Here is a 12,900-nt window from a genome sequence, read left to right as displayed (position 1 = left end):
TTCCTCCCTCTCTTCTGGAGCGCATCCACATGTCCATTTCCGCACCGGCACCCGCACCGACCACGGACCCGTCCTCCCTCGTGCACGGTTACGTCGCCGAGGGATTCGAGTCCGTCCGCGAGGAGTTCGTCCGTAACCTGCGGGAGCGCGACGAGCTCGGCGGGGCCTTCTCCGCCCAGGTGCACGGCACGCCCGTCGTCGACATCTGGGGCGGCACCGCCGACGCGGAGACCGGGCGGCCCTGGGAGCGCGACACCCTGGAAATGATCTTCTCGGCGAGCAAGGGCATCGTGGCCATCGCCCTGCTGGTCCTCGTGGACCGGGGCCGGCTGGACCTCGACACCCCGGTCGCGCACTACTGGCCGGAGTTCGGCGCAGCGGGCAAGAGCGCCATCACCCTGCGCGAGGTCGTCACCTACACGGCTCAACTGCCCGGAATCCGCGCCTCCGTCAGCCAGGAGGAGATCCAGGACCCGCGCGCCATGGCGAAGCTGCTCGCCGACCAGGCACCCGAGAGCGACAGCCGCGCGGAGGGCATCCTCTACGGCCCGTTCACCATGGGGTGGATCGTCGCCGAGGTCGTCCGCCGGGTGGACGGCCGCAGCATCGACCGGTTCTTCGCCGAGGAGATAGCCGGACCGCACGGCCTCGACATCTACTTCGGCATCCCCCAGGAGCTGGAGCACCGGGTCGCCAGGCTGGAGTACGGCCAGAACTTCCTCGACCAGTACACGGGCTTCTTCACCAGCGGCGACGCACTGACGCAGCGCATCTGGCAGAACCCCATTCCGTTCCCGCACGAGGAGATGATCTGGAACCGCAGCAGCCGGCGGACCTCCCTGATGCCCGCGGCGAACGTCTTCGGTACGGCCAGGTCGCTCTCCGCCCTGTACGGAATCCTCGCGGCCGACGCCGAGCGTGCGCCCGGTGAGCAGTACACGCTGATCTCGCGCGCGGTGGCGGACGACGCCCGGGGCGAGTACGTGCGCAAGGTCGATCAGCTCATCAACATCCCCATGGTCTACGGCGGCGCCGGTTTCCGGCTGCGCACCACCGAGCGCCCCGGCGTGGACGGCGACTCCTTCGGCCACGACGGCGGCGGCGGGTCGGCCCACCTCGCCTGGCCCGGTGCCGGTGTCGGCGTCTCGTACGTCACCAACCGGCTGATCGCCGTCGGCCCCGACGACAAGCGGGCCGGGTCCCTCCTGAAGGCCCTCGCGGCCAAGCTCAACGCAGCGGCGGCGGGGAGCCAGGGAGCCCGCTGAGCCGTCGGCACCCCCTCTGCTGTCTCCTGCTGTCCCCTGCAGTCACCTACTGCCCCCTGTCGCCCCCGTACGGAAATGAGAAGAGGTCAGCTCATCGAAACCGGAGTCACCATCTTCGCCACGGCTTCCGCCGTGTCCCCCGGCACTCTCGCGCGCACGGTGGAGGAGCGCGGCCACAGCGCGCTGTACTTCGCCGAGCACACCCACCTGCCGGTGACGCCCCAGACCGCACAGCTCCCCCCGATCTTCAGCAGCACGCTCGACCCCTTCGTGGCCGCGACCGCCGCCGCGGCCACGACCAGCAGCCTCAGGGTGGGCAGCGCGATCTGTCTGGTCGCCCAGCACGACCCCATCGTGCTGGCGAAGACGGTCGCCTCGGTCGATCAACTCTCCGCAGGCCGGGTCGACTTCGGCATCGGGGCGGGCTGGGTCGAGCAGGAGATGATCCATCACGGGGTCGACCCGGCCCGCCGGTTCGCCAGGATGAAGGAGCACGCCGAAGCGATCAGGACGATCTGGCAGCAGGACGAGGCAGCCTTCCACGGCAAGCACGTCTCCTTCGAGCGGATGTGGTCGTGGCCCAAGCCCGTGCAGCGACCGCACCCGCCGGTCCTGATCGGCGGCATGGGCCCGACCGTCCTCGACCGCGTGCTCGCCTACGGGGACGGCTGGCTGCCGGACTACGCGAACCACGAGACCTTCCTCCGCACCCTGCGCCGGGTGGCGGAACTGCGCTCCCGCGCCGAGGAGACGGGCCGCGGCCCGCTCCCGGTGGTGCTTGCCGGGCTGCCGCACGACCCGAGGGTGCTCGAACAGTGCGCGGAGGCGGGGATCACCCGGGTCCTCACGCTGCTGCCCTCGGAGGACGGCAGCACTGTGGAACGCACGTTGGACAGCTACGGACGCAGCATCGAGCAGTGGCTGGGCAAGTAACCCGGGTACGGGGCGCAGGGCATGGGCGTGGGGCATGGGGCGTGGGGCGTGGGGCGTGGGGCGTGGGGCGTGGGGCGTGCAATGAGTAGGTCAAGGATTCCGCTCGTACGGCAATCGTCGGAATAGTCGCCCCGGGAAACAGGTTCGGGCTACACGTAACCTGCCCGCGTTCCCGAGACCGCCTTCCGGAGGCCCTCCGCAATGTCCCAGCCGACGACCTCCACTCGCCGAACAGGCGCTGTCGTCCCCGTACTTGCCTTCGCCGGCATCGTCGTCGCGGTCATGCAGACCCTGCTCGTACCGGTGATCAAAGACCTGCCCGAGCTGCTGAGCACCTCCCCCTCGAACGCGACCTGGGTCATGACCGCGACCCTGCTCGCCGGTGCGGTGTCCACTCCGATCATGGGCCGCCTCGGCGACCTCGCGGGCAAGCGCAGGATGCTGGTCGCCAGCCTCGCGATCATGGTGGTGGGCTCGCTGGTCTGCGCGTTCACCGACCAGCTCCTCGTGATGATCGCGGGCCGTGCGCTGCAGGGCTTCGCGATGGGCGCCATCCCGCTCGGCATCGGCCTGATGCGGGACATGCTGCCGGCCGAGAAGCTCGGCTCGGCCATGGCGCTGATGTCCTCCTCCATAGGCGTGGGCGGCGGTCTCGCGCTGCCGCTCGCCTCGCTGGTCGCCCAGCACGCCGACTGGCACATGCTGTTCTTCGGTGCGGCCGGGCTCGGGGTGCTGTCGATCGTCCTGACCCTGGTCGTCGTACCGGAGAGTCCGCTGCGCGCCAAGGGAGGCTTCGACGTGGCGGGCGCCATCGGGCTCGCCATCGGACTGGTGCTGCTCCTGCTGCCGGTCACCAAGGGCAGTGACTGGGGCTGGGGCAGCTCCACCACGCTGGGTCTCTTCGGTGCGGCGGTCGTGGTGTTCCTGGCCTGGGGAGTGATGGAGCTGCGCAAGCAGGCTCCGCTCGTGGACCTGCGCACCACCGTCCGCCGCGAGGTGCTGCTCACCAACCTCGCCTCGATCATGGTCGGGGTCGCCTTCTACGCGATCTCCCTGGTCCTCCCCCAGCTGCTCCAGCTGCCGACCGCCACCGGCTACGGCCTGGGACAGTCGATGGTCGTCGCGGGTCTGTGCGTGGCACCGCTCGGTCTGACGATGATGTTCACCGCGCCCCTCTACGCCCGTCTTTCGGCGCGGTTCGGCCCGAAGATCACGCTGATCCTGGGCATGCTGATCATCGCTGTCGGTTACGGCGCCGGGCTCGGCCTGATGAGCGCCGCCTGGCAGACGATCCTGATCTCGGTGGTCGTCGGCGCGGGCATCGGCCTCGCCTACTCGTCGCTGCCCGCACTCATCATCGGCGCGGTCGACCCGTCCGAGACGGGCGCGGCCAACGGGCTCAACACCCTGATGCGCTCGATCGGCACCTCGGTGTCGTCGGCGGTCATCGGCATGGTGCTGGCCAACACGGCGCACCACGCGGGCGGCGTCGCGACCCCGACGATGCACGGCTTCCGCATCTCGTTCCTCATCGCCACGGCCGCGGTCGTGGTGGGTCTGGCGTTCGCCCTGTTCCTGCCGGGGCGGCGGGCGGCCGTCGCCAGGAAGCACGTACAGGAGCCCGTACAGCAGCAGCACGTACAGCAGCAGCACGTACAGCTTCGGGCGAGCAGCGAGGAGGACGCCGTCCTGGCGCGTGCCGAGGAGGCGCTCGCGGCGTTCCGCGGCCGGGTCGTCGACCCCGCGGGCGCACCCGTCGCCCACGCCAAAGTGACGCTGATCGACCGGCGCGGCCGCCAGGCGGGCACCGCGCTGACCGACGCCGGGGGCCACTACTCGCTCGCGGTGCCGTCCGGCGGGCCGTACGTCCTCGCGGCGACGGCAGCGGGCCACGCCCCGCGCGCCTCGGCGGCCACGCACCACGGCGAGGACCGTCCGGTGCGCCTGGACCTGGCGCTGGAGGCGGTCGGCGAGCACGCCGCGCAGGGCTAGCAGCGACCGGGGCGCGGTACTGCGTACGGCCCAGTCCCCCGCGCCCCGGTGTCTTGACTGATCCGTATGGACACCGAGGTCACCGACCGCAAGCCCTCGGCCGCCGCGTACCGCAATCTGCTGGTGGCGACGGTCGGGTTCACGCTCACCTCTGAGCCTGGGGCCTGATCGCTCCGCCGGCCGCCGGTTACAAGGAGCGCCTCGGGCTCAGCTCGTTCCAGCAGTCGCTGCTCGTCGGCTTCCTGCTCGGGCTCGGCGGTACGACGTTCGCGATCGGTGTGCCGCTGGTCAACTCCTGGTTCCCGCCCGCCAGGAGGGGCTTCGCGCTCGGTGTGTTCGGGATGGGTACGGGCGGTGTGGCGCTGTCCGGGTACTTCACCCCGCGCATCGCCGAGCACGGCGAGAACCTCCCCTTCGTCGTGGTCGCGGTCGCGCTGGCCGGCTACGCGGCGCCGGCGGCGGTCCTGATCACGGACCGGCCCGACCGGACCGTGCCCGTCGCGTCGCTCTCCGCCCTGCTGCGGCAGGCCGGCCGGTTGCGCGTGACCTGGGAGCTGTCCGCCCTCTACGCCATCGGGTTCGGCGGAGTCGTCGCGTTCGGCGTGTACCTGCCGACGTACCTCAAGACCTGGTACGAACTCTCGCCGACCGACGCCGGAACCAAAGCCGCCGGTTTCGCCCTGGTCACCGTCCTGTTCCGGCCGCTCGGCGGCCGGCTGTCGGACCGGGTCCACCCGGCCGTCGTCACCGCCGTCGCACTGGCCGTCGTGGCGGTCTTCGCCGTCGTCCAGGCCTTCGACCCGCCGCTGCTCATGGGTGCCGTCCACAGCGCCAAGGACTCGTACTCGATCGGCTTCATGCTGCTGTCCGACCTCGCGCTGGCCGGGTGCGTGTACGCGTACGTCCGCATGCGCACACAGCGCCCGGCCGCGTGAGCCCTGCGGGCCCTGTGCGCGGGGCTACTTCCCCAGGGCGTACGCGCTCCAGATCCGCAGCGGGAGGACGTTGCCGCGTCCCGAGCCGGTTCCGCCCACGTCCTGCATGCCCAGCAGTTGTGGGGTGCCCGGCTTGCTGCGGAACATCGTGACGGCCGTGGTCAGGCCCTCGGTGGTGCCGATGAACCAGGCCGACCTCATCCGGTCGTCCTTGTCGGTCGCCCCCGCGGAGACCATGTTGCCCTGCGTCGGCCTGGCGAACACGGAGGCCTTCCCCTCCTGCGCCAGCGCCTTCCCGGCCGCCGCGCTCAGAGCGACGTCCACGTCGTCCGCCACCTTGGTGTCCATCGCGCGCTGGAGCTCGGGTTTCTCGAATCCCTCGACGTCCGCGCCGTCCCAGGTCACCCGGGTCACCGCGTAGGGCTCGGCCCGCATGCCGCCGTTGCCGAAGGAGGTGTACGCGTCCGCCATCCTGACCGCGCTCGGGGTGGACGTGCCGAGGGGGAAGGACTTGTCCAGGCGGGCCAGGCTCTTCTCGTGCAGTCCGGCCCCGACCGCGAATTCCTTCACCTTCTCCATCCCGATGTGCTTGCCGAGTTGCGCGAAGGGGGCGTTCGCCCCTGTCTGCAGCGCGTCGTAGAAGGTCGTCGGCATCGCACGCGCCGGCGCCGTGACCCCCGCCACCGGCCGGTCGGGGCTCTCGCTCGGCCGCATGACGGGCACCCCGCCCACGGAGACCTCGACCAGCCGTCCCTCGGTGTCGAAGCCGCTCTCCAGGGTGACCCCTTCGCCGTGCTGCAGGCCCGCGGCCAGCACGAAGGGCTTGAAGGCCGAGCCGACGGGGACGCCCGCGGTGTCGGCGTTGTTGACGAAGTGGGTGACCGCGTCGGCTCCGCCGTACACCGCGACCACGGCCCCGTCGGACCGTACGGAGGCGGCGCCCACCTCCACGTGCTTGTCCTCCTCGCGCTTCTTGGGGTCGAGGTCGCTGCGCTGCACGCCCCGCACGGCCCGCTCCAGCTGCTGCACCCTGGACTTCTCAAAGGTGGTGCGCACCTTGTAGCCGCCCCGGCCGAGGTCCTTGTCGGTGAGGCCCGAGCGCTTCTTGATGTACTTGTTGGCGATGTCGACGAGATAGCCGGTCTGGCCGCCGAGGCTGGTCGGCTTGGCCGCCTTGCGGGGCTCGGGGAACTTCAGGTACTTGGCCCGCTCGGCCTTCGTCATCGTGCCGGTCTCCACCTGCCGGTCGAGGATCCACTCCCAGCGTTCGACGGCGCGCTCGTGGTTGCCGCCTCCGCCCGCCGGGTCGTACTCCTCCGCCCCCTTGAGCAGGGCTGCGAGCAGCGCCGCCTGGCTGGGGTCGAGGTCCTTCGCGGGGATTCCGTAGTACGCGTGCGCCGCCGCCTGGATGCCGTTCGCGCCGCGCCCGAACCAGCTGGTGTTGAGGTACCCCTGGAGGATCTCCTCCTTGGTCTTCTTGTTGTTCAGCTTCAGCGAGATGAAGAACTCCCGGAGCTTGCGGGTGGCCGACTGCTCCTGGCTGAGGTAGGTGTTCTTCGCGTACTGCTGGGTGATGGTGGAGCCGCCCTGGGTCTCACCGCCCTTGACCATGCTGACGACGGCGCGGGCGATGCCCTTCACCGAGACGCCCGAGTCGGTGTAGAAGGTCTCGTTCTCGGCGGCGATGACCGCCTTCTCCACCGAGTCGGGTATGTCGGCGAGCGTCACGTTCTGCCGGTTGACCGCGCCCACGCTCACCATCTGGGTGCCGTCCGCCCAGTAGTAGACGGTGCCCTGCCTGCGCGCCTCGGCGTTCTCCTCGGGGATCTCGACGGACATGTAGACCACGGTGAACAGCCCGGCCAGCGCCCCGATTCCGAGCAGGAACCCGCTCAGCACCTGCAGTCGCGAGGGGACCCAGCGGCGCCATCTGCTCCGCCCCCGGCGGGGGTAGTCGACACGGAAACCGCGGAGCCGACGGAGCACACGGCGTCGACCGCCCCCGCGGAGCCCACGGCGACGTTTCGGGCGGCTGCAGTGTCGGGCCATGCGTCAGCTCCTCGTTCACAAGTCCGCTCCGACGTGGTGCGGGCTTGTGAGAGGAGATGTTCCGGATCGCCATCAGGTTGTCTCGACGACCCGTTTCACCGGGTGTTCAGCCGGAGTTCACCCCGTCCCCGTGTGCTCTGAGCAGGGGCTCCAGTGAGCCCATCAGTGCCCCGATCGCCACGTCGCGCAACTCCGTGCGCGTGCACGTCTCGTGCTCCAGCCAGTCCACGCACAGCACTTGTACGAAGACGAGCCAGCCCTTCACGACCGCCGACATCGCTTCCCTGAGCCCCGCGTCCGTGACGCCGAACGCGTCGACCACCCGCTCGCGCAGCGCGTCGAGTTCGTTCGCGATGACGGTCTGGACCAGCCGGTCGCCGGCCATGAGGCGGTTCGCCGCGATCACGGTGTTGCGGTGCTCCGCGAAGTACCCGATGTGGGCGTCCAGGCCCTCGACGAGCTGCTCCTGCAGGGTGTCGGCCGGATCGAACCGCGACTGCGCGAGCAGACTGTCCGCCACCTGCTGGTAGACCGCCACGAACAGGTCGCGCTTGCAGGCGAAGTGGCGGTAGAGCAGCGCACGCGAGACCCCGGCCGCCTCCGCGACGTTCTCCATCCGTACGTCGTCGTAGGCGTGCGCGGCGAAGAGCTGCGCGCCGACGGCGAGCAGCTGGGCCCTGCGGTCGTCGGGGGCGAGCCGTCTGCGCGGAGCACCGGGGGTTCTGGAAGGCACGGCACCACCTTACTTGACACGCGTCTACTTACCCCCACTACCTTAGTGGACACACGTCTACCAAGCGCCAACACGGCGCAGGACAACGGGGGTTGCAGCATGTCCACCGCTCTCAAAGTGCTCGCACGCATCATGGGCTTCGCCTGCGTGGCGATCGGCCTCTTCCACATCGTCATCGGCAACGCCTCGGTCCCCGGCGGGGAGTCCGCGGGCCCGACGATCGACAGCCTGGGCCGCTTCTTCGCCGCGATCTTCGCCGGGTACGGCCTCGCCTGGCTGTGGGTGGCGCGGCAGAATCCCGTACCGGCGGCCGCCGTACGCGCCCTGGCCGGGATCTTCCTCCTGGGCGCGGCGGGCCGACTCCTGTCGCTCGCGGCCGTCGGGTGGCCGCACCCGTTCCAGATCGTGCTCCTGGTGATCGAACTCGCCCTGCCGCCCGTGTACTTCTGGCTGGCGACCGCCGACGAGAAGCGACACGCGGCAGCGGCGGCGGACGGGACGAAGGGCGTCGCACAGCCCGCGTGAGCCGAGCGGGCTCAGCGGCGGTGGGGAAAGGCCCGCCGGTAGTCGCTCGGGGACACCCCGATCTGCTTGAGGAAGTGGTGGCGGAGGTTGTTGGCCGTGCCCAGACCGCTCAGCTCGCCGATCTTCTCGACGGGCAGGTCCGTCGATTCGAGGAGGCTCTGGGCGCGCCCCAGGCGCTGGTTGAGGAGCCACTGCAGCGGGGTGGTGCCGGTGGCGGCCTGGAGCCGCCGGTGCAGGGTGCGCGGGCTCATCGCCGCACGCCGTGCCAGGTCCTCGACGGTCAGGGGCTCGTCCAGGTGGGCGCGCGCCCAGTCCAGTACGGGGCCCAGGCTCCCGGCGTCGGTGGCGGGTACGGACAGGTCGATGAACTGCGCCTGGCCGCCGTGCCGGTGCGCGGGCACCACCATCCGCCGGGCCAGCTGATTGGCGACGTGCGCGCCGAGGTCGCGGCGTACGAGGTGGAGGCAGAGGTCGAGTCCTGCCGACAGCCCCGCACTGGTGAGCACGTCGCCGTCGTCCACGTACAGCACCGAGTCGTCGACCTGCACCTTCGGGTAGCGCTCGGCGAGTTGGGCGGTGTGCATCCAGTGGGCGGTGGCGCGGCGTCCGTCGAGCAGGCCCGCCTCGGCGAGCGCGAAGGCGCCCGTGCACAGGGAGACCATGCGGGCGCCCGCGTCGTAGGCCCGGCGCAGTGCCGTGATCAGCGCCGGGGACAGCGGTCTGCCCTCCTCGACGCAGGAGTCGGGCACCGAGGCGACGACGACGGTGTCGGCCCCCACCAGGTCGTCGAGCCCGTACGGGGTGCGCAGCGAAAGACCGGCCCCGGCCGCCCAGTCGTCCGGCCGGGGCTCCTCCTCCCCCGCGCTGCACAGCCGCAGGTCGTACCAGGGGTCGGCGAGGTCGGCCTGCGGCTTTCCGAACACGGTGCAGGGGATGCTCAGTTCGTACAGGTCCCACGAGGAGACCGCGATGTCCTCGGGCACGACCACGGCGACGGAACCAGGGTTCATGCTCCGGAGCCTATGCCGAGTACGCCCACACGCATGGCAGGAATTTGGTGGTCGCCGTCACCACCGCCACTGTCCCCGGCCCTTGCGCGCTGAGATCTTGTTCTTACGAGATCGAACGCCGCAGACGCGGCTGAACAGGGAGCAACAGCATGAATGCTGACAAGCAGTCAGTGACCGGCGACGAAGCAGTGACCGTCATCGGACTGGGCAACATGGGCTCGGCACTGGCCGCCGCCCTGCTCGCCCGGGACCACCGGACCACCGTCTGGAACCGGACCCCCGGCAGGGCCCACGCCCTCGCCGAGCGCGGCGCCCGCGCCGCCGCGACGCCCCGCGACGCGATCGCCGCGAGTCCGCTGATCGTCGCCTGCGTACTGGACTACGACGCGCTGTACGCCGTCCTCGACCCCGTCGCCGACGCCCTCGCGGGCAAGACCCTGGTCAACCTCACCTCCGGCTCCCCTGAACAGGCCCACGAGGCCGCCGCCTGGGCCCGCGAGCACGGCGCCGACTACCTCGACGGCGGGATCATGACCACCCCGCCGGGCGTCGGCAGCCCGGAGATGATGTTCCTCTACAGCGGTTCGCCGGACGTCTTCGCCGCCCACCGGCCGACCCTGGCGGCCCTGGGCGACCCCCTGCACCTGGGCACCGACCCGGGTCTGGCCTCGCTCTACGACTCCGCCCTGCTCGGCCTGATGTGGTCCACCCTGACGGGCTGGCTGCACGGCACCGCCCTGGTCGGCGCGGAGAAGATCAACGCCACGGCCTTCACGCCCGTCGCCGTCCGCTGGCTGACCGCCGTGGCCGGCTTCATGACCACGTACGCGCCCCAGGTGGACGCCGGGCACTACCCGGGCGACGACGCCACGGTCGACGTACAGATAGTGGCCGTCGACCACCTCCTGCACGCCGCGGCGGCCCGCGGCCTCGACAACGCGCTCCCCGAACTCCTGAAGTCCGCCATGGAACGCACCAGGGCGGCGGGCCACGGTTCCGACAGCTACGCGAGCGTCATCGAGGTGCTGCGGGACAAGTCGGCGGCCGCCCGGGTCCGGTGATCAGGCGTTACGTGGCGCCGGACCGGCCGTCCTGGACCGGCGGGCCCTCCTCGACCGGTGGGCCCTCCATCCGGACGCCCCTGACGACCACCACGATCACGCAGAACGCGATCAGCGTCTCCGCCCAGAAGAAGGCGAGGTAGTCGAGGAGACTGCCGATCGGCGGAGCCCCCGGGGCGGTGTTGCGGAAGGCCGCCAGGGCGAACAGCGTGGCGGCCATCCAGCTGAGCGCGGGCCAGGTCAGCCCCTTGCGCCGCCCGACGAGGAACCAGCCGCCCATGAGCACGGCGACCGTGAGCGCCCACATCGCCGACATCATGAAGACGGCGAAGACCAGGACGCTCCGGGAGCGGGAGACGTCCGCCGTGAAGACTGCCGCGTCCCGGAGCACGGTGCCCTCGACGTCGAGGGAGAAGAGGGCGTCGCTGTTCGACAGGGACATCCGGACGGGGACGGGCTCCCCCGCGAGTACCGCACCGAACTCCATCTCGGCCTCGTACGCGTCGAACGGGTAGTCCGTGACGGCCCCGCCGGTCAGCGTCACCGGCACGTCGACGGACGCGATGCGGCGGTGCGCGAGAAAGGTGAGGTCGCCGCGGACCGAGGGCGAGGTCTGGAGCGTCAGGTCCTCGGTCGGGGAGATCCCGCCCGCCTCCGCGAACGTGCCGCGCGGTGTGACCCGTACCCGCAGGACCAGTTCCCTGGCGAGGGCGTCGACGCGCTGGACGGATGCGTCGATGTCGATGCGGTCCGGGGCGGAGCTGCCCGCGGTCGTGCGGGCGTCCTGGTCCGCGCGTTCGCCGAACTGGAGCCAGAGGCCGCCGAGTACGGCCGCCGCGACGGCGACGAGGACCAGGACCGTACCCAGCAGAGTGCTCCGGGTTCGGGTTCGGGTTCGGGTCCGGGTCCGGTTCCGGGTTTGGTTCCGGGGCACGGGGTGGTCCTGGTCCGTGGGCATCGTCAGGCGGCGGGCTTTCCGGGCTGGTCGTGGGTCGAGCAGTGGATGCCACCGCCGCCGGAAGCGATGGTGTCGATCTTCACCTGCACGATGTCGCGCTTGGGGAAGTGCTCCTGGAGGATGCCGCGGGCCCGGTCGTCGGCCTTGCGGTCGCCGAACTTCGGCATGAAGACGGAGTCGTTGGCGACGTAGAAGTTGGCGTAGGTCGACACGAAGTCGTCGCCCTCGCCCGTGATCCTGTCCAGGTCGGGCTGCGGCAGGTCGATGATCTCGAACTTCCGCCCCCGCGCGTCGGTGGCCCTGCTCAGCACCGAGCGTGCCTGGTCGGCCGAACGGGACCAGGAGTCGGCGGGCGTGCCGGGGAACGCCTGGTCCAGGAGCACCACACCGGGCGCGGTGAACCGTACGAGACTGTCGACGTGCGCGTCCGTGATGTCCTCGCCGCGGACACCGGCCAGCCAGACCACCTTCTGCACGCCGAGGGTCTCGATGAGCTCCTTCTCGATCTGGTCCCTGTTCTTGCCGCGGTTGCGGTTGTTGTTGACGATCGAGCTCTCGGTGATCAGGAGGGTGCCCTCGCCGTCGGTCTCGAAGGAACCGCCCTCGGCGACGAGCGGCGCCTGCACGCGCGGGACGCCGTACTTGGCGAGCAGGGTGCGGCCCACCTTGGCGTCGTTGGTGTGCTGCTGCTTGTTGCCCCAGCCGTTGAAGTTGAAGTCGACGCCGACGACCTTGCCGTCCTCCTCCACGAAGACGGGGACGGTGTCGCGGGCCCACAGGTCGTCCACGGGGAGGGGAATGACCTCGACCTCCTTGCCGCACGCCTTCTGGGCCGCCGCCCGCTGGTCCGGGCGGGCCATCATCACGACCGCCTCGTAGTCCGCCACGGCCCGCGCGATACGGGCGATGTCCTCCCGTACGTAGGGGAGGTCGTCCTCCCAGACGGAGTCGAGGGCGGGCCAGGACATGAACGTACGGGTGTGGCTGTCCCACTCGGCGCCGAAGTGCCGCTCGGCCTTCGCGGCGGCCGGGGAGCCGCTCGCACGGGTGCCCTGCGTGGACTCCTCGGGGCTCGTGCCCTGCGCGGAGCCTTCCGGACCGCAGGCGGTGGCACCGACGGCGAGGGCGCCGCCGATGCCGGCGAAGGCGCGCAGGGTCGTACGGCGGGAGGCCGTGCGGCGGAAGAGGGGGAGGCGGGGCATGGGGACTCCGATCGTGGGCTGGCGAGGCTATCCGGCGGCGGCGAGCGCATCGTGGTGACGCGCACGGCGGCGGGGATCGCGGTCCCGGACTTCACGCGGTTGCCGTCCCGTGGGGAAACAGCGGTTGCCGTCCCGTGGGGAAACAGCGGTTGCCGTCCCGTGGGGATGCAGCGTGATGTGACGTGTGGGGGTGTCCGGGAACGACGCCACTGTGACACTGACTGGATTTTCAGTCAA

General features: G+C 70.8%; 10 protein-coding genes and 1 pseudogene. 6 read left to right on the top strand and 5 right to left on the bottom strand.

Annotated features, from left to right (window positions below):
* The first annotated feature begins 29 nt into the window (after positions 1–29).
* The 4 genes and pseudogenes from ACH4SP_RS02660 (at position 30) to ACH4SP_RS02645 (ending at position 5,125) form a co-directional block, all read left to right on the top strand.
* Positions 30–1,265 (top strand): serine hydrolase domain-containing protein, encoded by a 1,236-nt coding sequence (locus ACH4SP_RS02660; protein WP_398408433.1) that lies wholly within the window; start codon positions 30–32, stop codon positions 1,263–1,265.
* Positions 1,266–1,340: 75 nt separating this feature from the next.
* Complete coding sequence (locus ACH4SP_RS02655) at positions 1,341–2,198, top strand: LLM class F420-dependent oxidoreductase (RefSeq protein WP_398408431.1); 858 nt, start codon at positions 1,341–1,343, stop codon at positions 2,196–2,198.
* Between the two features lie 201 nt (positions 2,199–2,399).
* Positions 2,400–4,190, top strand: a complete 1,791-nt coding sequence (locus tag ACH4SP_RS02650; protein WP_398408429.1) for an MFS transporter — start codon at positions 2,400–2,402, stop codon at positions 4,188–4,190.
* 66 nt (positions 4,191–4,256) lie between these two features.
* Positions 4,257–5,125 (top strand): annotated as a pseudogene (locus ACH4SP_RS02645) (nitrate/nitrite transporter).
* A gap of 24 nt (positions 5,126–5,149) precedes the next feature.
* On the opposite strand, the gene ACH4SP_RS02640 reads toward ACH4SP_RS02645, so the two are convergent.
* Both ACH4SP_RS02640 and ACH4SP_RS02635 read right to left on the bottom strand, forming a co-directional pair.
* The gene (locus ACH4SP_RS02640; RefSeq protein ID WP_398408427.1) at positions 5,150–7,024 is read right to left on the bottom strand and encodes a transglycosylase domain-containing protein; all 1,875 of its coding nucleotides are present in this window, start codon (positions 7,022–7,024) and stop codon (positions 5,150–5,152) included.
* A gap of 256 nt (positions 7,025–7,280) precedes the next feature.
* Entirely contained in the window at positions 7,281–7,907 is a 627-nt protein-coding gene (locus ACH4SP_RS02635; protein WP_398408425.1) for a TetR/AcrR family transcriptional regulator, read from the bottom strand.
* 99 nt (positions 7,908–8,006) lie between these two features.
* On the opposite strand from ACH4SP_RS02635, the gene ACH4SP_RS02630 reads away from it, so the two are divergent.
* Positions 8,007–8,432, top strand: a complete 426-nt coding sequence (locus ACH4SP_RS02630; protein ID WP_398408423.1) for a DUF4345 domain-containing protein — start codon at positions 8,007–8,009, stop codon at positions 8,430–8,432.
* An 11-nt stretch (positions 8,433–8,443) separates the two neighbouring features.
* Here the strand turns inward: ACH4SP_RS02630 and ACH4SP_RS02625 are convergent, their stop codons facing one another.
* A complete protein-coding gene (locus ACH4SP_RS02625) occupies positions 8,444–9,442 on the bottom strand; it encodes a GlxA family transcriptional regulator (protein ID WP_398408421.1) in 999 nt (332 codons plus the stop codon).
* A 149-nt stretch (positions 9,443–9,591) separates the two neighbouring features.
* On the opposite strand from ACH4SP_RS02625, the gene ACH4SP_RS02620 reads away from it, so the two are divergent.
* Positions 9,592–10,503: an NAD(P)-dependent oxidoreductase gene (locus tag ACH4SP_RS02620; RefSeq protein WP_398408419.1), complete on the top strand. Its 912-nt coding sequence runs from the start codon at positions 9,592–9,594 to the stop codon at positions 10,501–10,503.
* Between the two features lie 7 nt (positions 10,504–10,510).
* Here the strand turns inward: ACH4SP_RS02620 and ACH4SP_RS02615 are convergent, their stop codons facing one another.
* Complete coding sequence (locus tag ACH4SP_RS02615) at positions 10,511–11,437, bottom strand: DUF4436 family protein (RefSeq protein ID WP_398408417.1); 927 nt, start codon at positions 11,435–11,437, stop codon at positions 10,511–10,513.
* Positions 11,438–11,463: 26 nt separating this feature from the next.
* A complete protein-coding gene (locus ACH4SP_RS02610; RefSeq protein ID WP_398408415.1) occupies positions 11,464–12,663 on the bottom strand; it encodes an agmatine/peptidylarginine deiminase in 1,200 nt (399 codons plus the stop codon).
* Positions 12,664–12,900 lie beyond the last annotated feature (237 nt).

Origin of the sequence: Streptomyces sp. NPDC021093 (assembly GCF_044333135.1) — a bacterium.
Classification (GTDB): Bacteria; Actinomycetota; Actinomycetes; order Streptomycetales; family Streptomycetaceae; genus Streptomyces.
This window is presented reverse-complemented; position numbering and strand designations above follow the sequence as displayed.